15 protein-coding genes are annotated in these 21,999 nt (G+C 36.7%); 2 read left to right on the forward strand and 13 right to left on the reverse strand.

From position 1 onward, the window contains the following. From B9Y84_RS07625 to B9Y84_RS07635, 3 genes are all read right to left on the reverse strand, one after another. A partial coding sequence (locus B9Y84_RS07625) for a RagB/SusD family nutrient uptake outer membrane protein (protein WP_176223742.1) occupies positions 1-1,016 on the reverse strand: 1,016 nt, incomplete at its 3' end. A 20-nt stretch (positions 1,017-1,036) separates the two neighbouring features. Beyond that, complete coding sequence (locus B9Y84_RS07630; protein WP_085516506.1) at positions 1,037-4,102, reverse strand: SusC/RagA family TonB-linked outer membrane protein; 3,066 nt, start codon at positions 4,100-4,102, stop codon at positions 1,037-1,039. Positions 4,103-4,726: 624 nt separating this feature from the next. Beyond that, the gene (locus B9Y84_RS07635) at positions 4,727-7,189 is read right to left on the reverse strand and encodes a DUF5916 domain-containing protein (RefSeq protein ID WP_085516507.1); all 2,463 of its coding nucleotides are present in this window, start codon (positions 7,187-7,189) and stop codon (positions 4,727-4,729) included. A gap of 375 nt (positions 7,190-7,564) precedes the next feature. On the opposite strand from B9Y84_RS07635, the gene B9Y84_RS07640 reads away from it, so the two are divergent. Then, positions 7,565-9,457: a S9 family peptidase gene (locus tag B9Y84_RS07640; protein WP_085516508.1), complete on the forward strand. Its 1,893-nt coding sequence runs from the start codon at positions 7,565-7,567 to the stop codon at positions 9,455-9,457. Between the two features lie 71 nt (positions 9,458-9,528). Here the strand turns inward: B9Y84_RS07640 and B9Y84_RS07645 are convergent, their stop codons facing one another. The 4 genes from B9Y84_RS07645 to B9Y84_RS07660 form a co-directional block, all read right to left on the reverse strand. Then, positions 9,529-10,158, reverse strand: coding sequence for a FecR domain-containing protein (locus B9Y84_RS07645; protein ID WP_176223743.1), 630 nt, complete (start codon positions 10,156-10,158; stop codon positions 9,529-9,531). 92 nt (positions 10,159-10,250) lie between these two features. Beyond that, the gene (locus tag B9Y84_RS07650) at positions 10,251-11,270 is read right to left on the reverse strand and encodes an Ig-like domain-containing domain (RefSeq protein WP_085516510.1); all 1,020 of its coding nucleotides are present in this window, start codon (positions 11,268-11,270) and stop codon (positions 10,251-10,253) included. Then, positions 11,261-12,361 carry a hypothetical protein gene (locus tag B9Y84_RS07655; RefSeq protein ID WP_085516511.1) on the reverse strand — a complete coding sequence of 367 codons (1,101 nt, stop codon included), beginning with the start codon at positions 12,359-12,361 and terminating at the stop codon, positions 11,261-11,263. Before B9Y84_RS07655 ends, B9Y84_RS07650 begins: the two co-directional genes overlap by 10 nt. A gap of 88 nt (positions 12,362-12,449) precedes the next feature. Further along, positions 12,450-14,438 carry an alpha amylase C-terminal domain-containing protein gene (locus B9Y84_RS07660; protein WP_085516512.1) on the reverse strand — a complete coding sequence of 663 codons (1,989 nt, stop codon included), beginning with the start codon at positions 14,436-14,438 and terminating at the stop codon, positions 12,450-12,452. A gap of 144 nt (positions 14,439-14,582) precedes the next feature. Here B9Y84_RS07660 and B9Y84_RS07665 point away from each other — a divergent pair, with 144 nt between their 5' ends. Continuing rightward, positions 14,583-14,987 carry an OsmC family protein gene (locus B9Y84_RS07665; protein WP_085516513.1) on the forward strand — a complete coding sequence of 135 codons (405 nt, stop codon included), beginning with the start codon at positions 14,583-14,585 and terminating at the stop codon, positions 14,985-14,987. Positions 14,988-15,020: 33 nt separating this feature from the next. On the opposite strand, the gene B9Y84_RS07670 is transcribed toward B9Y84_RS07665, so the two are convergent. The 6 genes from B9Y84_RS07670 to ftsA form a co-directional block, all read right to left on the reverse strand. Beyond that, entirely contained in the window at positions 15,021-15,530 is a 510-nt protein-coding gene (locus tag B9Y84_RS07670; RefSeq protein ID WP_085516514.1) for a hypothetical protein, read from the reverse strand. 18 nt (positions 15,531-15,548) lie between these two features. Then, positions 15,549-16,412, reverse strand: a complete 864-nt coding sequence (locus B9Y84_RS07675) for a substrate-binding periplasmic protein (protein ID WP_085516515.1) — start codon at positions 16,410-16,412, stop codon at positions 15,549-15,551. A 55-nt stretch (positions 16,413-16,467) separates the two neighbouring features. Then, positions 16,468-17,157 (reverse strand): tetratricopeptide repeat protein, encoded by a 690-nt coding sequence (locus B9Y84_RS07680; RefSeq protein ID WP_176223744.1) that lies wholly within the window; start codon positions 17,155-17,157, stop codon positions 16,468-16,470. A 64-nt stretch (positions 17,158-17,221) separates the two neighbouring features. Beyond that, positions 17,222-18,637 carry a CCA tRNA nucleotidyltransferase gene (locus tag B9Y84_RS07685; protein WP_085516517.1) on the reverse strand — a complete coding sequence of 472 codons (1,416 nt, stop codon included), beginning with the start codon at positions 18,635-18,637 and terminating at the stop codon, positions 17,222-17,224. Between the two features lie 448 nt (positions 18,638-19,085). Then, complete coding sequence (gene ftsZ, locus B9Y84_RS07690; RefSeq protein WP_085516518.1) at positions 19,086-20,651, reverse strand: cell division protein FtsZ; 1,566 nt, start codon at positions 20,649-20,651, stop codon at positions 19,086-19,088. Positions 20,652-20,679: 28 nt separating this feature from the next. Further along, entirely contained in the window at positions 20,680-21,996 is a 1,317-nt protein-coding gene (gene ftsA / locus B9Y84_RS07695) for a cell division protein FtsA (RefSeq protein ID WP_085516920.1), read from the reverse strand. Positions 21,997-21,999: the final 3 nt, after the last annotated feature.

The following is a 21,999-nucleotide window of genomic DNA, read 5'->3' on the forward strand; positions in this document are numbered from 1 at the left end:
TCCTGACCTAAAGTCTCAGTGTTAAACATCCCGCTTCTCACATCACCTGCTTGAGACTCAATAGCTGCAATAAGCTCGTCACTAGCTGTAATAATGAATTGGCTACCTCCTGTATCATTCATTAGCAATGAATGCAAACTGTTATTGGCACCGTCAACTCCATTCCAATCAGCAACACCTAAATCTGATGAAAACACTGCTTCTGGATGAAATACGAAATTAGCATCATCCCATGAAGCTACATAATCAGCAGCTGCCACTAGGTCAGAACCGTCTCCAGCAATCGCTTGCTGAGCGAAGTTAGCTGCGTCACCATTTCTACCCCAGTATAAATATACTCTTGCTAACAAAAGTCTAGCGGCATTTTTATTAGCTCTTGCTACAGCAGACGTTCCAGCACCAGCTTCAGGTAAATCAGCTATCGCTTCCAATAAATCTTGCTCTATTTGCTCGTATACCTGCTCATTGGTGGCTCTTGGTCTATCGTCCGCATTGGCAGAACCAACAGTAGCTTCAGTTCTTAATATAGCAGATAAGTTAAACCCATTCACTTCCTGACCTGGCTCATAGCCTAAAGTTCTCGCTAAATCGTGATAGAATAAAGCACGTAAAAATTTAGCTTCGGCCTTCAACACATTTTTAGCCGCTTGATCTCCAGCAACTTCCTCGCCATCAATCAGGTTAATAACGATATTACATTCGTTAATAGCAATGTAACGATTAAACCAGATATTGATACCCGAATTCACTGCGTTTACATAGTCATCTTCATATCGACCGGTAAACTGTACAAGCTGCATGTTATCAGCTAAAATTTCAGGTGCTATCATCATTTCTTGACCATAATACTCAAAATCGTTCACGCTTTCATAGGCAGCGAACAAAACTGCTTCAAAGCCGCCTGTATCGCCTAGTACCACTTCTTGAGGAAGTGCCTCCTTATTCTCAACATCTAGATCTGTACAAGATGTAAAAAGGATGCCTCCCATTAAAAATATATATAATAATTTCTTCATGATTATCTCTTGTTTAAAAATTATAATCCGATGTTAATACCTGCTGAGAACTGTCTTCCTAAAGGATATGCTCCGAAAGAAGATTCACCGGTACCGTTATTATTGGCCACTACTTCAGGATCAATACCATCATATTCGGTCCAAGTTAAAAGATTCACTCCTTGCACAAATACTCGTGCTTGTCTCATATTCACTCTTTCCATTATTGATTTAGGTAAATCATAAGACAAGGTTAAAGTCTTCAATCTTATGTAAGAAGCATCGGACAAGAATCTATCGGTTACCAAATTAGTACTAGTTTGGGCTACACCTGCTATCGTTTGATTAGGCGTTACCTGAGGATAGTTGGTTAAATCCCCTGGCTGTTGCCATCTGTTCATGATGTCTTGCCTTTTATTTCCAACTCCACCTGTACCAAGAAGATTATACAAATCACCATTATAGGCCATATTACCATACTGGTATTGGAAAAATACATCTAAAGACAATCCTTTGTAAGAGAAGGTATTACTCCATCCACCAAAATGCGTTGGAATAGCACTTCCTGCAACATAGCCATCTTCAAAGTTTTCAGTGTAAGAAAGGTTACCATCTTTGTTGACAAACATTTGACGCCCGTTAGCAGGATTCACACCAGCTGATTCTGCAAAGTAGAAGAAATCTGACGGCTCACCTACAATTAACTCTGGAACTCCTGTATCTGCATCAAAAATAGTATCTTGACCACCAACTAGTTCTATTACCTCATTCTGCAAGAATGAAATATTAAATCTTGAATCAAATCTGAAACCTCCTTGATCGACAACAATACCACCAATCTCGATATCAATACCTTGGTTTCTTACTGCACCCACATTATCAAATATGGAGTTATTCCCTACACCTGCATTTTGGAAGAATGGAACTGCAAATAATAAATCTCTATTATTTGTTCTCCAGAAATCAATATTACCAAATAATCTATTATTCAATAATGAGTAATCTATACCAATGTTGATGGCTTCTTCTTGCTCCCACTGAACAAAGTCGTTACCCAGTTGAGTTATCGTAACAGTGGAACCTCCTAAATATTGACCAGTTGCACCTCCCCAATTGGTTAAAGGAACGTAGTTGGCTGGAAGTCCGTCCTCAGGATCTCTTAACTCAGCGTTTCCTAATACACCGTAACTCGCTTTTAATTTTAAGTCATCCACAAAACTTACATCTTGTAAGAACACCTCATCAGATAATCTCCATCCAAGGGAACCTGCATAGAAAGTACCATACTTAGACTCAGATCCAAATCTTGAATGACCATCACGTCTTACAGTCACACTAGCTAAATAACGATCATCGAAATCGTAATCCACTTTTCCGAATACTCCCAATCTTTTATATTCGTCATAGAAACCTCCTACAGAAGTTGGCTGACCATCTCCTGGTAATCTAAAGAATGGATTAGCAAATGAGTTGGCACCTAAGTTTGCTCCTTCTCTTTCTTCAAACTTATACTCATAACCTACAATACCTTTCACTCTATGAACATCAGCAAATATCTTACTGTAATTCAAGTTATAGTTGGTGTTCACGTTTATGGTTCTTCTATTATTAACCAAAATTGAACCACCAGCGGCAGCAAAAACAGGTATGGTAGATGGCCTTTGTTGATCATCTCTATTCATAGAAAAATCAATTCCAATAAAACCAGTTGCAGATAAACTAGGTAAGATTTGATAGGTTGCATTTGCACTTGATACCGTTTGCAATGTTCTACCTAATCTTACTTCTTCATTAACCCCTTGCAAGATATTGTATCCAAATAAGTGTGATAGACCATTGGTTGGATAAAGATTGTAATCTCCATTTGCATCAGTGGCAGGTGAAGTTGGGATTGCACCAAAAGATGCCACCCAAGGCCCGTTCACAAAGTTACCATTTGCAATTGTACCGAAAGTTTTATTATGCGCTAATGATAATTTAGCTCCTACTGTTAATTTATCAGTTGCCTGATGATTTAAGTTCAATCTACCTGTAAATCTTTCAAAATCAGACATGATTACCTGACCTTCTTGCTTGTTATATGATCCACCAAAGTAGAATTGAGTTTTCTCATCTCCACCTGACATTGATAGGTCATAGGTTCTAAATCTTGCATCTTGGAACATATTATCTACCCAGTCATACTCCTCATAAGAAGACGGATCTTCTGGGTTACCGAATAGTGCAAATGCACCAGTACCTGGAGTAGCAGGATCAATACCTACATTCGTTTGTTGCTCCGCCTGGAAGGTTGTAAAGTCTCGAGCATCTAATACTTCATACAAATTGAACGGCTGTACAACACCTTCTTGAACACTCAAATTCACTTGCGTTTTTCCTTTTCTAGAACCAGTTTTAGTCGTTACGATTACAACACCATTAGCTGCCTGAGCACCATATATCGCTGATGCAGATGCATCTTTTAAGATATCAATAGACTCAATATCATTTGGGTTGATAGAGTTCAATGGATTTGAAGATCCTTGCGTTGTCCCTCCTCCTTGTGTTCCAACCTGAACACCATCAATAATAATTAATGGGTCGTTACTAGAGTTAATTGAACCAACTCCTCTAATTCTGATATTCATAGCACCACCTGGAGCACCACTGGCAGCAGAAATTTGCGTACCTGCAACTCGACCCTGTATAGCTCTATCAAAAGATTGCATCGGTAAATCTTCGATCACATCACCCTTAACAGAAGAAATTGAACCAGTGATTTCTCGTTTCAATTGAGAACCATAACCAGTTACCACAACTTCTGATAATTGTTGCACATCTGTTGCCATTTGGATATCGATTACAGAACGAGATCCAATAGGAACTTCCTGCTTTACCATTCCAATAAATGTAAATACCAATGTACCTCCACCTGAAGGAACTGATATTTTGTAATTACCATCTAGGTTAGTGGTAATACCAGTACCAGTACCTTTTAGTAATACGTTCACACCTGGTAACGCTTCGCCAGTCTCATCATCAGTGACTGTGCCGCTTACCGTGCGATCCTGTGCCCATGCATGTAGCACCAACACCAGCATAAAACATGTCAGTAAAAACTTTCTCATATTTTCTTTTAGATTTAGTTAAAAGCAGTCTCCACCTTGGAAACTGCATAGCATTCTCAAAAGTAGAAATTCACTTATGCTTTTAAATCAGCCATAAAAACTGAATTTATTTATTAAAAAGTAATACAATATGTATTAGTCAAAGGGCAGCAAAAAACCATGTAACCCTGACATTTTAATTCGTAAACCTGCATTAAAACAAATGTCATTTTTGCTATCATTGTGGCTAAACTAATCTGCAGACCTGATTCCAAACAGCTTTAGTGAAAAATGTATTTCCCGACATTCATAAAATGCCATAACAAAATTTGAATTCATTGTTTATAGTCACATTGAGCAGCTTCCATTAAAAGATTAAAAGGAATTGGGAGATGATCTTACTAATTGATCATTTGGAGGGGAATTGGAGCTAATACGTTGACAATATAAAACTTAACTTGATTTATGAGTCTCATGAAATTTTATACTGTAACAGAATAAATGCTTAACAACTTATTTAATTATTTGTGCTCCATTGGTTAATAACTTAATTAATCAAAAGGTTAAGAACTTAATTAATTACCGACACTAATGTTTAAAATCTTATGATTTGGATCTATATAAAATTTAGATTGTATAGACCGATCAGGATCCAGCAGTCATTTTATCTGGCTTAGATCGATTTAGATTCGTGTTATGAGAGAATGCATTTCGTATTCGATTATAATCTAAAAAATAGCTTAGTCTAATAGAAAAACTATTTAACTGCGGATGACTAAAAAGGTAATCAAGATTTTCATTAATACTCTGTCCGCTTTCCTGCAAATAGCTATCCAAGGCATTTCGATAGAGAATGGTAATCTGACTACCTGGAGCAAACCACCATGCAAACTTCAAATCCAGATTCCAGGTATTGAAGGAGACATCATAAATATTTTCCCTTTCGGGCTCTTCAGTCAATTCTCCATTTTGCTCTAAGCTATAGAGCTTTGTGTATAATGCCCCAGAATAATAGTGTCTGAAAATAAGGTTTAAAGAGATTTTATTATTGAAGATGTAATTTCCACCAATGGAATTTTCTACGGTGATCCTGTCTCGTTGCCCGAATATGATATCATTGCCATCCATATCAACAAATCCTTGTTCTTTGTAAGAAGGATTATAAAACAGTCCATAGTTTAAATTGAACTTATTAGAAAACCTATAGCGGGGATTTAAGCTAAGAAAAACACTACTTCTACCCTGCTCAAAATACTTGTACCAATCGATAAAACCCTCAAATGCCAATTTCTTTCTGAAATCTGTATTCATCCAAATCCATTGATCTTGATATCCGGGAAACTTTACGTGTCTTCCATTTATTCTAGGTTCATAAATATCATTTTGCCCAAAGGGAGTAACTTCTACACCCCCACCATAACTAAAGAATTCTTTTGTGGTAAAACTGGAATTAAAATTAAAAGTGAAATTGCTAAAAAGATCGGGATCTAATCTTCTAAAATGGAAAAGATTAAAATTCAAAAACATATTATTTAAGTTTCCTCTAGGCTGCAGATATCTATAGCCGTAATAACCGATATAGCGCACATAATTCGTGTTAGTCGAGAAACCAAGATCATTAATATTATAGTCCAAGCTTCTCAGATCAATCCTACCTTCCACCCTATGCTCTCCGCTAATTTTAGTTGCCGCTGCTTGAATTTCGGTTCCAAAAGTGGTTTCATCTTCTTCGAAAACCCAGCTTCCTTCAGTGCTGGCGCCATAATTCCAAGTATTGGCTTTATTGGTGTGACTCACATAGAGCCCAGTTGCATTGGCATCCCTAAAATTACCAACTCTGTTCACATTGGTATTTACAAAAGATACGGAGCTATTGTCACCAAAACGCTGATCCAAAACCGTTACATTATAGTTAGTATACGGCTCTACTATTTCAGCTCTTGTTTCACCGGTCTCAGTATTTCGAATATTAGCAAATGCCTCATCTGTAACTGCATTGAAAAATCCGATTCCTAGCCCATTCTCCGTTCTACCGGACACTTTTGTTGCGTTAATTAAGTCAACTGTATTGGGTTGAAAGAGCACTTCCTCACCTTCATTGGCATTAGCACTGCGAGAGGGAGCACCCCCCACCCTTCTCGAATAAAACATATCACCCTTAGAAAATAACTCCGTTCCTTCATTGAAGAAGGCCCTTTGTTCGGCAAATTGAACTTCAAATGCAGATAAATTCAGAACGTTATTATCAAAACGTGCTTGTCCGAAATCAGGGATTAAAACCATATCCAGTGTAAAAGCATCTGAAATACCGTATTTCAAATCTAAGCCACCGTTGAAACTGAAATCAGTTTTGCCATCATAATTATTAGCGTATGCTGATATGTAAGGTTGAAAAGATAACCGGGTCGGAGTTTTGATATTTTCAATGCCATGTATTTCTCCATCATAAAGCGAAAAAGCTCCTTTTTGATTATCTACATGATTCCAACTATAGCGTGTTCTGGTTCTAAACACTTCTCGCTCCATATTGAGGCCCCATTCTTGCACAGACTTCTTAGGGAATCTTAAAATAAAATAGGGAATAAAGGCCTCAACTACCCATCCATCATCATTAATCTTAACTTCACTATACCAAACAGCATCCCATGAATTATCCTCGTTTCCGTTGGTCATTTTAGCATCATATTGGACACCTGCTGCTGTTACAATGAACTGCATGCTTTGCTGCCGGTCGTTATATCCATTTAATAAAATAAAGAAGAAATCATCCGCTCCAATATCATCTCTTTCTGTTAATTCTGTAGCTATTTTATGAGGTTCAGGATCTTTCATATAAGCACCAAAATAGACGCCTAAGTCATCATATATAATTTTCACCTCAGTAGCCAAGCTATCGGGTATCGGACTCCCATTAGTTGGATTTCTTTCTACAAAATTTTGAGCAATAGGGGCATCTTGCCAAGCCGCATCATCTAAGACTCCATCTATTTTGGGTGCTTCTGCTATTCTAGGGATGCTGATAGTTTTTCGAAAAATGCTATCATTTTCCTGTGAAAAACTTAGGAAACATACAGAAAGTAATCCAATACTTAAAAAATACTTCAACATGTGAAAAAAATTTAATTTCCTTATTTAAAGTGCTAGCGAGCATTCATCATTACCTACTTAAAACAGCATAAATAGAAGTATTGGGGACGATTCTAATTATTTTGAACAGGTAGATTTATTATATCGATGTCTTCCAACATTCAATAGTTGCATTTTTGCCCTATTTATTTTGGTGTACCAAAAACTAAACCATTCCTTATATACCGTATTTAAATACCATGAGGACACTTCAATAATCAAAAGATGTTCATTTACGAACAAAAGCGAGCGGATTTGGACAAATCAAGAGCACCCGTGAAAATTAATTTTTAACACTCAATATATATCATCTATCAAAAAAAAATCATAAATTCAAACACACCAAACCTACTGACTATGAATAAATTAACAATGATCAGCATAGCATTGCTATGCTCTTGCCTTTTCGCATGCAAAAATGAAAAAGCACAAGAGGAAGAAACGCTCACCCAATATTCGATTGAAGAGTTTTACAATAACATCAACTATTCAGGTGGATACTTTTCTCATGATGAATCAAAACTACTAGTATCAAGTAATGCCACCGGAATTTATAATCTTTACGCCCTACATACTGATGGTTCTCGGATTGACACCCTTTCGAATAATGAAGATGAATCTTGGTTTGCGGAATCCTATTTTCCAAATGATGATCGCATCCTATTTTCAGCAGATAAAGGGGGAAATGAAATCAGTCATATCTATTTATTGGATACCGATCAGAATGTGACCGACCTCACGCCTGCTGAAAATGAGAAAGCATCTTTTATAGGATGGAGTAAGGATTTAAAAAGTTTTAAATACACTTCTAATAAAAGAGATCCGCAGTTTTTTGATATCTACGAAATGGATATTGAAAACTTTGACAGTAAGATGATATTTGAAAATAATACAGGTGGTAATCCTTCTGGCATTTCTGATGATCATAAATATGTGGCCATCAACAAACCTATTACCACATCCATCAATGAATTGATCATAGTGGAAGTGGAAACGGGCGAACAGACCAAGATATCGCCTGAAAACCCAACGGCAAGCTATGGAGCACAGGAGTTCAGTGCAGACAATAAATCCCTCTTGTACACTACCAATGAAGGAAGCCAATTCACTTATCTGAGTAAATTTGATTTGGCTAGCGGTGAATCTGAAAAGGTAGTTGAAACAGACTGGGATGTTTGGTATGCCAACTTCTCTTGGGAGGGTACCTACCGTGTAATGGGAATTAATGAAGATGCCAATACCACTGTGAAAATTACCAACACAAAGGAAAGTGCAGAAGTAGAATTGCCAAAAATAAAGGGTGGCAATATCAATGGAGTAGGCATCTCAAAGAGCGAAAATAAAATGCGATTATCAGTAGGAAGCTCTAAATCTCCTACTAATATTTATGTCTATGATTTTGAGAGTAAAGAACTTAATAAACTCACAGAATCTTTAAATCCTGAAATGGATCGAGAGGATTTAGTTGAGGGAGAGGTCGTTCGCTATCCTTCCTTTGATGATTTAGAAATCCCTTCTATTCTATATAGACCACATCAAGCTTCAGCTGAAAATAAAGTACCCGTATTAGTTTGGGTACATGGAGGCCCAGGCGGTCAAACACGCTTAAATTATTCTCCATTAATTCAATATTTGGTTAATCATGGCTATGCCATTATAGGCGTGAATAATAGAGGAAGTAGTGGTTATGGGAAAACTTTTAACCGACTAGACGATCAAAAGCATGGAGAAGATGACTTAATGGATTGCATTTATGCTAAAGACTATTTGGCCACATTAGACTGGGCCGATACTTCTCGAGTAGGTATAATTGGAGGCTCTTATGGTGGATATATGGTGATGGCAGCTCTAGCCTTTCAACCAGATGCTTTTGAAGTCGGAGTCAATATATTTGGTGTAACCAATTGGATTAGGACACTCAGATCTATCCCAAGCTGGTGGGAAGCTCAAAAAACTGCTTTGTATGAAGAATTAGGCAATCCAAATACTGATGATTCGGTAAGGCTTTATAGAATCTCTCCCCTATTCCACGCGGATAAAATCACTAAGCCGGTGATGGTACTACAAGGAAGTAATGACCCAAGAGTATTACAAGTTGAATCCGATGAAATGGTGCAAAATGTGAAAGATAATGGCGTGCCCGTAGAGTATGTACTCTTCCCTGATGAAGGCCACGGTTTCCGTAAAAAGGAAAATGAGATTAAAGGATACGGACAAATAAAGGTATTTTTAGACGAGTATTTGAAATAAGTCAATCTTTATAAACAAGTAAACAGATCGTCACTTTTTTAATTTTGAAGTGACGATCTGTTTGTTTAAATCTAATCCATAATTTTCTTGATACTTTTACCGATCTGCTCTCCCGCTTCTTCTAACTCTTTCCCAATTTTATCAGCTTCCTTTTCGATTTCTTTAGCTTTTTTGTTAAGCTCTTCTTCTATGCTTTTTGCTTCTTCATTCAGTTCTTTATCCAATCTCTTAAATTCAATTCGCAATTTGGCCATCCATTTCTTAAAACTATTAGATGATTTACCAGTCTTGATGGAATTATCACCTTTCTGGAAAGATGCCATTTGGCCGGTAGAAATATCAATAGAATTCTCCTCAGCTGTAAAATGCACGCTTCCTTCTTCCACTTCCACCTCCATGCTTTCACTATTAGAAGAAACACTAAATTCAGTTCCTAATACTTCAACTTCTCCAACTTCTCCTGTAACAGTAAAAGATTTATCAGAAGGTTCTATTGAAAAATAGCATTCACCGGAAATGGCAACTCTACGCTGATCAAAGGCTTCAATGTACTCCAATTCAGAATATTGATTTAAAAATACAATACTTCCATCAGGCAAACCCACTACCTCGTAATTATCTTGAGTGGTGATTTTCTCTTTAGAACAGGCTGCTAAGAAAACTGCAAGTATAAGTAGACTAAATAGGGATTTGTATTTCATAGCTGTCATTATTAATTCAGCTCAAATGTATTGAATTCTAAGTAACTAATTATTAAATCAACAGACTTTTAAGCTTTAGGATATTCTAATTGCTACTCTATCCTAAATTCTAATTCTACAGCATCATCCTCGGGAATTGTATTATTTCCATGAAGATCCTCCTCAAATAAGCGATTAAAATTATTACCAGCTAAGTCCTCTACCTTAGTGTTAACTCTTAAGATGTAACTCCCTGATTTCCATTTAGCATCTGGCTTAAATGATACGGTAGTATCATTTACAAAATCGGTGCTACCTGAAAAATCTTTGCCACCATATAGGATTTTGATACCAGACACTGTACTCCCATAATCCATAACTTCAAGAGTATTTATCATTAGTTGCTCAGTACTCGATACTACTGGGGTTTCCAGCTTCCAGTTCTGTATAGATGGCTTTATTTCATCACGAGGCAAGATAACTATCCTCTTTCTATAAGTTGAATCCATCTTTAAAGCATTCATTCCTCTTAGTGGCTCTATTAAAATTTCTATGCTATCTGCGGGTTTCAAAATTGATCCAATCATCCTATTTGGACCTAAATCAGTCTTGATCCTGCCGGGCTCCAACCAAACGGTCAATACGGTGCGATCTTCATTCCACAAGGGAGGATCTAATCTAAGAATGGCATGTTCTAATTTCTGATTCCCTTTATATAATGATATTTTTTCATAGGGATTTACTTCACCCATAGAGTTTGAGAACTCAAGATAAAATTTCAAGAAATTAGCCGGTACTTCATTAGAGAGAGGATAAACATTAATCAGGCGTGGTACAGATAAATTCGATTTTACGGTAAACTCAAATAGTTTACTTTTAGAATTCCACACCTCATAGCTTTCATCAGGACTAAAAGGAACTATCGGTAAGAAGGTAACGCCTTTTTGATTTCTTTCTATTTCCCCTATTATTTCAACAACTGATCCCTTCCTTCTAACGCTTTGTACCGTAGAATCAGGTATCGTAATTGATTTAACCTGCTCATCTTTTGTATTTAATGTAAAAATTTGAGCGCCCAATTCTTGAGCGCTCAAACTATAAATCAATATTATAAAAAAAACTCTTACAGCCATCTACTGCCAGAAGTGAATAATTGCATTTGTCCATCACTTTTTCTTTGAAGCATTACAAAAGTGTCATCTGAAACTTTATCCAACTGTAACACATTCACAAAAGGTAAAGCTATGAATTCGACTCCAGCCGTTCCGCCTCTTTGCGTAACTGGTTCAGTTAATGAGCCGCTAAAATTTTTTACATTGTCTAAGGCAATTTTCATTAACGCTCTATTGCTATTTGCCATCAATAGGTATGAACTTCCTTCATTTTGAAGCACTACCATGTCAAGGGGAGTATTCCAATTGCCTAATTCTGCTACAGTTCTACCTTTAACATGTTCATTCGGTTTTAAGTCAGAGGATGGAAAAATAACCAATGGTGTACATGTATAAGCAGCAATAACATATTCAATACCAGCTATAGTGGTGGCTGTAAATGCTTTCACTGGAGAATTAGTTTCAAACTGGCCATGAGCTGCATGATAAATCTCTAAAGAAGACATTTCTTGCTTTTCGTCAAAGGGAAAGGAAATGCTTCTAAAAGTCGAGCCAAATTCCTTATTAGATAAGCCAGTTACCATCACTTTTCCATTACTGTAGTTCAGGTCAGAAATTGCCCACTTTCTCATCGAACGACCCCTGCGATCCGTTGCTTCAGCCTCGATAGAAGCTTCCAGCAAGGCTTCACTAAACATGACCTCTTTCAATGATACAAATTGAAATACTCCATTTTCAATTTTCATTAGGATTGGAGTATTACTGGTATGTTGAACTGCAAAATATATGTTTTTAGAGATTGGATTAACCACTAAGTCTTCTATGCTTATTTGATCTGCTGTTGTTCCCAAGAGTTCAGCAACTTTCACATCAAACTGCTCTAAAGAAATGTCCGCATTGTTTCCTTCAATGGCCTCAGTATCTTGGGTATCAATGGCAAAGACTTTCGCGTTTTCGCTATCGCCAATAAATAAAATTCCTTCAGGACCAAAGCTGAGCGCGTTAATTGATTTCACCATTGGATCACCTTTCTTAAAATGAGCTTTCCAATCTTCTTTAGCTACTAAACTAAAAGTAGCTAGCATGAGTATAACAAATAAAATTCTTTTCATTTTTTTAGTTTTTAGCTTTTTTATTTGTAATAACCATGATTATAATAATTTGTTTGTCAGAAACTTACAAACCTACTCAACCATTATTCTAATTCTTTTTCAAAACCAAAGCTGTCCTGTTCACGCAATAAATTTTAACGAAATCTCCGCCCTCCTTTTTAAAACTCTCATGAACAGTGGATTGATCAATCCTTTCATGACCTCCAAATTTTGCATCATCGCTATTTAAGAGATATTTAAACCTCCCTCCTTTCGGGACCCAAAATTCATAATCTGGAACCGAATTACTCGGATGAAAATTAAAGACAAAAATCAAATTGGATCTTTCAAAAATTAGCACTTGATTGGTTTCATCTATATTAAGCAAATTAGCTGGAGCGGCTTCTAGTAAATTTTCATGCTTCAAAAGCTCCAACATTCGCTCTTCAAAATCATTAAGGTAATGGTATTTCAATTCTTTATTATCGACCAAAGACCATTGCCTTCTTGCATATTTGTAGCTCCAGTCATTCCCTTCCCTTGGAAAATCCATCCATTCAGGATGGCCAAATTCATTCCCTATAAAATTCAAATAGGCTTCCCCACCAGCTGAGGCTGTCACCAACCGGATCATTTTGTGCAGCGCTATTCCTCTATCGATTATTAAATTATCGTCTCCCTTGGCCATGTGCCAATACATTTCCTTATCCATTAGCCAGAAAGCCAAGGTTTTATCTCCCACCATCGCCTGATCATGGGATTCTGCATAGGCCACGGTTTTTTCACTGTATCTTCTATTGCTCAGTACATTCCAGATTTCCTGCATACTCCATTCCTCATCTTGCTTATGCTTAAGCCATTTAATCCAATTATCAGGAATACCCATACCTAAGCGATAGTCAAAGCCTAAGCCACCAGCTTCTACTGGCTGGCAAGTTCCCGGCATTCCACTCATATCCTCTGCTATGGAAAAAGCATGAGGTTTAATTTCATGGATTAAAGTATTCGCTAATTGTAAATAGCGAACTGCATCCCAATCCACTCCTTCCTTGAAATATTTATCATAGTGATCGAAACTGATTCCTTCTCCATGGTGATGATATAGCATAGAAGTTACGCCATCAAAGCGGAAACCATCAAAATGGAATTCTTCCAACCAGTATTTTAAATTTGAAAGCAAGAAACGACAAACTTCTTCTTTTCCGTAATTGAATAATTTGGAATCCCAGCCCGTATGATATCCTCTACCGCCTTCGTGGAAGTACTGATGTCCACTTCCATCAAAATCGTTCAGGCCTTCTGAAAAATTCTTAACGGCATGAGAATGCACCACATCCATAATGACTGCTATTCCCATATTATGGGCTGCATTGACTAATGATTTTAAATCATCGGGCGTTCCGAAACGAGAAGAAGGTGCGTAAAAATTGGCCACATGATAGCCAAAAGAGCCGTAGTATGGGTGTTCAGCCACTGCCATTAATTGGATACAGTTATATCCCAAATGCTTTATTCTGGGTAAAATATTTTCTTCGAATTCTTTGAAGGTGCCCACACCCTCCCTTTCTTGAGCCATCCCAGTATGAGATTCATAAATCACAGGATTTTTAATTTCACTTAATCGGAATTGATCATCTGTCCACTTAAATTGTTCTTTAGGATTCCAAATTCTACCCGTAAAATCATAATTCTCTGTATTTTGAGTAGCATACTGGATGTAAGTAGGAATTCTATCGTGCGTGCCATTAGCGGCCGTCACCCTTACTTTAACTTGAGATAGGTGTTCCAATCCCTGACCTTCTGCTACTTCCACATGCCAAATATCCTCCCCATCCTTTTTCATAGGATGTGCATTTTCATTCCATTGATTAAAATCTCCCACCAAGGACATCGCTTGCGCTTCAGGAGCCCATTCTTTATAGGAGAAACCCATTTTAGTTTTTTGAAAGCCTAGCTCCTGATGCCGATTGGCAAATTTCAATAAACTTCCATGTTGAGCACTCATCCTATCCAATTCCGATTTAAAATAATCAAATCGCTTTTGGATATCACTTTCATAAGGGGCTAACCAGGGGTCATCTTTAATAATTTGTAACATCTATGAAAATTTAGGCTTTTCTAAAAATAGGAAAAGATAATGGAATCTTACAGTGATTGAAAATATAAGTTATAAGCTTACTAATTTATTGATAAGATTGTAGCTTTGCGAACTGCAAAAAAATGAAACTATAATAATAGCAAGATGCGAGTAATTACAAACATGTTAGCGCCCAAAGAATTCGAAAGTAAAAACGAGTCGGGTAACATTTTGAACATTGATATGTATGATGCGAAAAGTAAGGATTACTTTTCGCCTATGGAAAGTCTTCTGGCTTCTTTAGCCTCATGTGCCTCGGTTGATTTGGTAGAAATGATCAAAAAAAGGAGAAAAGACTTATTTGATCTTCAGGTAGAAACCAAAGGGGAGAGAAGAGATGAACATCCTAGATCATACGAAAGTATTCACATGGTTTTTACAGCAACTTCTAATAATCTTAAAGAGGAAGAGTTCATGAAATTGGTGGAATTAGCTGCTGGCAAATATTGCTCCGTAGCGGGCACCTTAAATATAAAAGCTACTTATGAAGTAGTTATTAAGGAGGTTTAACAAAAAAGGCTTTCTCAATAGAAAGCCTTTTTCTTAGGTCATAAGACCTGTTTTATAATCTATATTTTGATACTCTTCTTTACTCAACTTTAAATCCCTCCGCGCATTTTGGATCTCAGGTCTGAAAAATGAACTGTACAGCAACAAACCTGTGAAGAGTCCCATTAAGCCATTATGATAGGTCATGGCAAAGATTGCTATCGTGATAATTTGATAGATGGCTAAACCGATATACTTCACTAAAGTTGCGCTTTTATACTTTCGCATTTTAGAGAGCAAATCTTCATCTTTTGAGGCTAATTTATACTGCTTCGCAGCTAAAAAATGAAGGAAAAGGATCTCTACCACAGCTAAAATAACGGTTATACCCACTACAGTGTCTTCAATATTGGCAGGAATAGCAAGAAACTTAGCATTTCCATTTTCTGCTCTTAAAAAAACAACGGCAAAAAGAAATAATGGTGCCGCTAACAAACCATAGTAGGTCATCTGCAATGATTGGAAAAAAGATTCCCAATACTTAAAATCGGATTTTTGATCCATAAATAATTATCTCTTCTCTTACTCAGAAGCTGAATCAAGCAATTTCACTGCTGAAAGCCCTAAATGATCTACCAAAATCTTCTTATAGTCGGTAGTATTTTTATAGCCCCCATTTGCATTGAAGAACTCTTCAATAATTGGTTGCCAATCACTTGATTGTGGCATTACAAAGGCAAATTCTTCTGAGCCCTCATCACCGACTTGATGTCTTTTTAGTGGTTTTCTTTCCTTCACTGCTGATAGATAAAATGCCAAATCCAAATAAGACAAAGACCTCTTATCTAATAAAATTTTATCCAAAACATCTGGGCTTGAATTTACATAACTAATCTTCATTTCAGGATAATAATTAGCCTTCACTTTATTAATACGCTTCTCATTTAAAGTACCTTTAGCAGTATAAGCCGTAAATCCACTAAATTTTTGCGGTATTTCACTCATTGATTGAATGGTAGGAACACTACTATGCGTAACTAGGATAGCAAAATTGGTAATAAATGAAGGACTGAATAAAATTTCACTTTTTCTTGCTTCGGTTACAGTAATATTTCCTAATCCGAAAACCCCATTCTGTCCATTTTTAACCCCATTGTACATAGCACTAAAACTGCTCCCATTTCCTAAGAAGCGGGCATTGAGATTAATCCCGTGATTCTGTCTCACATATTGTAAAAAATCATTCATGATGTCAACGCAAACTCCTGTTAATTTTCCGCTTTGATCCTTATAGACAAAGCCAGGGGTTTCAACATATGTAAAAGTAACAGTACCTTGACCAGCAGCTTTTGCACTTTCATAGTTATCTCCAGAAAGACTTTGTGAAAATGCATTCAAGCTTAAAGCAGATAAGCCGATTAGAAATATTAATTTGGAAAGCTTCATAATTTTATACTATTTAGATAGAATATGTACTTATATCAGAAAGTAAATAAAGACATTACTCACTAGGATTCAAATTTTCTTGAGGTAAAGCGTATTTTGGCGCTAAAGATAATGCACTATTAAAGTATTTTTTTGCAGATTCCTCATCCCCTTTACCTCTAGCAATCAAACCTTGTAGATTTTTAATAACTGCCTTAAAAGGAACTTCAATCTCATTACCCTCTTTATCTTGAGCGTATACTTGACTGCCTTGCACCAGTGGTTTTCCTAAAAGCAATTCTGTATTAAGCATAGCATCTTCATACTGCTTCAAGGCATACTGCTTTTGAACTACTTCATAAAGCACATACGCATCATCAGAAACTGTGTACAATTTTTGATACATTTTCAATGACTGATCCAATGCTCCCAATTGATCCAAACTTTTAGCTCCAATTTGGAGCATTAACTGATTATTAGGATTTTGCTTCAATGCATCCCTTGTTACCAATGCAGCTGATGCATATTGATTAAACTCAAAATAAATATATGCCAAAGAGTCTAGATAAGAGGAGTTTTGAGGCTCAAGTGCCATCAAATCGTAAATAGCCGTTTTAGCTACTTGAAAATCATTGTATCGGACAGATCGATTGTATTTTGACCTTGCCCTTTCAACCTCTCCTTCATTTTGGGCTAAAGCGCTAAAATTAAATACCATGAAGGTAAATAGTGTAGCTAGCAGTAATTGTTGAGTAAAATTTTGCATGTTCATGATTTAATTAAATTGTTGACTTACCAATATGATGCCAAGATATAAATTGATATGTTTTCTATCCTGTTTTTAAATTAAGTTTCTTTCCAACTTCAAGCATAAATTCGAAAGCTTCCTCTCTATTATTTTGAATTTCTCCATCCAGTATAGCTTCTTTTATCTCACTTTTAATAATACCAATCTCTTTGCAAGGTGAAAGATTAAAAGCATCCATTATATCTTCACCACTAACCGGAGGTTGAAAATTTCTGACTTGATCATTTGCCTCTACTTCTCTCATTTTCTGCTCTACTTTGTCGAAATTAGCGCGAAATTGCTTGACCTTATTCATATTTTTTGAAGTCACATCGGCTCGGCAAAGTGTCATTAAGTCTTCGATGTCATCACCAGCTTCAAAAAGTAATCTACGTACAGCATTATCTGTTATATTGTCTCTGACAAGCGGAATTGGCCTCAAATGAAGCAATACCAATTTTTGAACATACTTCATTTTTTCGTTCAAGGGTAATTTCATTCTCTTGAAAATCTTGGGGACCATTCGTGCTCCCTTATCTTCATGGCCATGAAAAGTCCAGCCCTGTTTTGGATTAAATCTTTTTGTGGCAGGCTTAGCAATATCATGTAATATAGCAGCCCATCGTAACCACAAATCTCCACCGTATTCGGCAGCATTATCTAACACTTGAAGAGTGTGATAAAAATTATCTTTGTGTTTAAATCCGTTCTTTTCCTCTACTCCTTGCAAGTCAATCATTTCCGGAAAGAACTTATCTAACAATTGAGCATGGTATAATAACTTAAAACCATAAGAAGGCCTATCAGTCATAATGATCTTATTGAACTCGTCAGAAATCCTTTCTGAGGAAATAATTTTCAAACGATTAGAATTTTTAATTATACTGTCAAAAGTATCAGGAGCAATATCAAAATTAAGCTGCGAAGCAAAACGTATCGCTCTCATCATCCGCAACGGATCATCTGAAAACGTAACATCAGGCTCAAGTGGAGTTTTGATCAGCTTCTTCTTGAGATCTTTCACTCCTCCAAATGGATCAATTAAGGCTCCATAATTTTCCTCGTTTAAACTTATAGCTAATGCATTGATAGTAAAATCTCTTCTATTCTGATCATCCTCAAGAGTTCCTTCTTCTACTATTGGTTTCCGACTGTCTCTTTGATATGATTCTTTTCGTGCACCAACAAATTCCAACTCCAAGTCTTCATGATGAATACTGGCCGTACCAAAATTCTTAAAAACTTGAAATTTCTTCTTAGGCCCAATGTTAGCTGCTACTTCTTTTGCTAATTCGATTCCGCTACCAACACATACAAAATCAATATCTTTTGACGGACGTTTTAGAATTAAATCTCGGACATATCCACCTACAACATAGGCTTCAATTCCTAGCGAATGAGCGCTTTTTCTAACTAAATCAAAAACTGGATGCTGAGCAAGAAGAGCAGAGAAATTCATTAGTACTGCTTAGGATATTTTTTTACCAAGTATTGAAAACTCAATCGAATGAAAATAACTTCGTATTAAGCAAGTGTAAATTTAGTATAATTTGATGATAAGAGGATGAAAATGATAAGTATTTTAAGCTTAAATTATACTTTTTTATAGATGCTGCAAGATCAATTTTTCAGTGGATCTCATCAGCAAAAGGAGCAAAATTCATTTTCTACAAAATTGTTAAGTGACTTTTCATTCAATTGCAAATGAGTGTAAAGAAATTAGTTGTACACAAGATCCTGAACTTCAGCAAGAATAGATCATTCAACAACTAAAAAAGAATCACCAAACTAGACTAGTTTCTCGTTAAAAATGGGAGTAGCCGTGAAATTTTAGACAAAAAAAAAGCAGCTTCTTTCGAAGCTGCCATTTACACCTGTTCATTATGCCTGTAAAGCTTTTCAAATCTTTAATCTACATTATCATGTAGGAACTTATTATTGCCCAAAATTTGATTATCATCATTCAAGTTAAATCTTGACACATTCTGCTCTGAAGAATGTGGCACATCTTTCAATTTTACCTGCTTACGTTTATAGGCAGGAACTTCCATTTGCTTATATGCTTCAGGAGTATTGGTATGACCACCATTCAAATTCTTCAATTTTTGAATCCGTTCTACAGAACGCTGCTTCAACATTTCCTGACGTTGTGCTTCCTTTTTTTCTATGTCGTCATGACTTTCTGATTTATCCACTATTTCATAATCGTTGGACAAACTTTCTGTAAAATCATCAGCATAATCGCTTTCCTCTTCAGCATATTCCGGCTCTTCCTGCTTTTTTGAAGGAAAACCGAAAGAGTATCCTCTTTCCTCATCCGCTTGAGGTCTTGACTCTTGCGTATTTTTCTTTTCAAAATTAAAGGAGCTTGCCTCTCTTCTAGGTTCCTCTTTGGGTTTCTCCTCCTTCTCATTACCGAAAAGCGTGATCTGCTTATTGGAATCTAAATCATAAACTTTTCTTGCTTCCTTATGAGGAATGGCATTTTCTTTGTAACCACCCTGATCAAAACCTGTCGCAATCACCGTTACAGAAAGTCCCTCGCCTAAAGATTCATCTACACCATGTCCAAAAATCACTTCAGCCTCATCACCAGCACGTTCCTGAATATAATCTGTGATTTCTGTTAACTCATCCATTTGTAGCTCTGCTTTTTCACCAGAGATAATAGAGAGAAGTATTTTTTGAGCCCCTAAAATATCCGTACTATTCAATAATGGAGAAGATAATGCTTCTTCAGCCGCTCTTAAAGCCCGGCCGTCACCTTCCGTTTTCGCAGATCCCATTACAGCAGCACCAGCATTTTTCATAACGGTTTTGACATCCTCAAAATCCACGTTTACTTGACCCGGAACAGTTATAATCTCTGCAATTCCTTTGGCTCCAGTTGTTAATACATTATCTGCTTTCGCAAATGCATTACCAATGGTGAGGTTTCCGTAAATCTCTCTCAATTTATCATTGAGAATGATCAAAACGGTATCACAGTTTTCTTTTAGCTGGCGAATTCCTTCTTCGGCTTGTCTGACCTTTTTCTTCCCTTCAAATAAGAAAGGCGAAGTCACAATCCCAACTGTTAAGATATCCATTTCTTTGGCTATACGTGCAATTACAGGAGCTGCACCAGTACCAGTACCCCCTCCCATTCCAGCAGTAACGAATACCATCTTGGTGTCATTTCCTAACAACTCACGGATTTCTTCTTTGCTTTCAAGTGCAGCATCTTTTCCTTTTTCAGGATTAGCTCCGGCACCTAAACCACTTGTCAGATTTGTTCCAATTTGTAGTTTATTAGGTACAGGACTTGATTTTAATGCTTGCGAGTCTGTATTACAGACCACAAACTCAACATCCCTGATGCCTTGGTTAAACATGTGATTAACAGCATTACTGCCACCTCCACCAACACCTATCACTTTAATGATAGATTTATGGTGTTTTGGAATTTCGAATTTATATGCTCCTTCAGTCATAATAACCGTATTTTAAGTCCTTTGGGTATTAATAGTCATCTTTTTCATCAAAATCATCTATCAAAAAACTTTTCGTTTTATTGATAATTTTCGAAAAGAAGTCTCCTTCTTTTTTAGCACCTTTTTGCCTGTGATTGATAAACATATTTTGATTGTTCAACTTTGCCTCAAGGTACCTATTTTCTCGTTCGTCAATGGAACGATAACCTGCCAATACTAATCCTACAGATGTGGCATACATCGGGCTCTTCACAGCCTCTATTTTTGTTCTTCCTAAATGTTCGTTTGGATATCCAATTCTAGCATCCATTCCAGTTAGATACTCCACCAGCTGTCTGGCACTATGCATTTGCGAACCACCACCTGTGATCACAATACCACCAGCCAATCGACCTTCATAACCTGACGCCAATATCTCAGCATGCACCAAATCAATAATTTCTTCCATTCTGGCTTCTACTATATGCGCCAAGTTTTTAATAGAAATTTCCTTTGGTGCTCTATTTCTTAAGCCAGGAATTGAAACAATTTCATTTTCACTTGCTTCAGTGGATATCGCCCTTCCGAATTTTGTTTTCAACAATTCAGCTTGTTGCTGCATAACCATGCAGCCTTCCTTTATATCAGAAGTAATGATATTACCGCCAAATGGAATCACTCCTGTATGTCGAATAATATTTTCGTGGAAAATGGCTATATCTGTTGTACCTCCTCCTATATCGACCAAGCAAACGCCTGCTTCTTTTTCATCATCAGAAAGCACTGCCAAGCTAGAAGCCAATGGCTCTAAGATCATATTCTCAATATCTAATCCTGCTCTTTTTACACATTTCTGAATGTTGTTAATGGAATTGATATCAGCAGTGATCACATGAAAATCGGCTTCTAACCTTATACCTGTCATTCCCACAGGATCTTTGATTCCATCATCATAATCAACGGTGTATACCTGAGGCATAACATGTATTATCTGATTCCCAGCTGGAATGACCATTCGATGCATATCATTGGTTAAACGATTTACATCCTCCACAGTAATTTCCTCATCTCTGTCTTCACGTGTAATACTGCCTCTCTGAATAGAACTTCTGATGTGATGACCGGCTATGCCTACATTCACTACTTTTATGTCGATACCGGAATTATCCTCAGCTTCTTCCACAGCCTTTTTGATAGCCAAAATGGTTTTTTCAATGTTGATGACTTTGCCTTTTACTACCCCATCAGATACAGCTTTGCCCATACCTAACACATCTAGCTTGCCATAATCATTTTTATGTCCGACTATCACCACAATTTTTGTGGTCCCTATGTCTAATCCGACTACTATTTTATCATTTTGCATGTC

It is taken from the genome of Marivirga sericea, from assembly GCF_900177665.1.
GTDB classification, from domain to species: domain Bacteria; phylum Bacteroidota; class Bacteroidia; order Cytophagales; family Cyclobacteriaceae; genus Marivirga; species Marivirga sericea.

Excerpts from the sequence above, each read along its gene's own strand:
- B9Y84_RS07630 (WP_085516506.1), bottom strand. The coding sequence starts at position 4,102 with ATGAGAAAGTTTTTACTGACATGTTTTATGCTGGTGTTGGTGCTACAT.
- B9Y84_RS07635 (WP_085516507.1), bottom strand. The coding sequence starts at position 7,189 with ATGTTGAAGTATTTTTTAAGTATTGGATTACTTTCTGTATGTTTCCTA.
- B9Y84_RS07640 (WP_085516508.1), top strand. The coding sequence starts at position 7,565 with ATGAATAAATTAACAATGATCAGCATAGCATTGCTATGCTCTTGCCTT.
- B9Y84_RS07645 (WP_176223743.1), bottom strand. The coding sequence starts at position 10,158 with ATGAAATACAAATCCCTATTTAGTCTACTTATACTTGCAGTTTTCTTA.
- B9Y84_RS07650 (WP_085516510.1), bottom strand. The coding sequence starts at position 11,270 with ATGGCTGTAAGAGTTTTTTTTATAATATTGATTTATAGTTTGAGCGCT.
- B9Y84_RS07655 (WP_085516511.1), bottom strand. The coding sequence starts at position 12,361 with ATGAAAAGAATTTTATTTGTTATACTCATGCTAGCTACTTTTAGTTTA.
- B9Y84_RS07660 (WP_085516512.1), bottom strand. The coding sequence starts at position 14,438 with ATGTTACAAATTATTAAAGATGACCCCTGGTTAGCCCCTTATGAAAGT.
- B9Y84_RS07665 (WP_085516513.1), top strand. The coding sequence starts at position 14,583 with ATGCGAGTAATTACAAACATGTTAGCGCCCAAAGAATTCGAAAGTAAA.
- B9Y84_RS07670 (WP_085516514.1), bottom strand. The coding sequence starts at position 15,530 with ATGGATCAAAAATCCGATTTTAAGTATTGGGAATCTTTTTTCCAATCA.
- B9Y84_RS07675 (WP_085516515.1), bottom strand. The coding sequence starts at position 16,412 with ATGAAGCTTTCCAAATTAATATTTCTAATCGGCTTATCTGCTTTAAGC.
- B9Y84_RS07680 (WP_176223744.1), bottom strand. The coding sequence starts at position 17,157 with ATGCAAAATTTTACTCAACAATTACTGCTAGCTACACTATTTACCTTC.
- B9Y84_RS07685 (WP_085516517.1), bottom strand. The coding sequence starts at position 18,637 with ATGAATTTCTCTGCTCTTCTTGCTCAGCATCCAGTTTTTGATTTAGTT.
- ftsZ (WP_085516518.1), bottom strand. The coding sequence starts at position 20,651 with ATGACTGAAGGAGCATATAAATTCGAAATTCCAAAACACCATAAATCT.
- ftsA (WP_085516920.1), bottom strand. The coding sequence starts at position 21,996 with ATGCAAAATGATAAAATAGTAGTCGGATTAGACATAGGGACCACAAAA.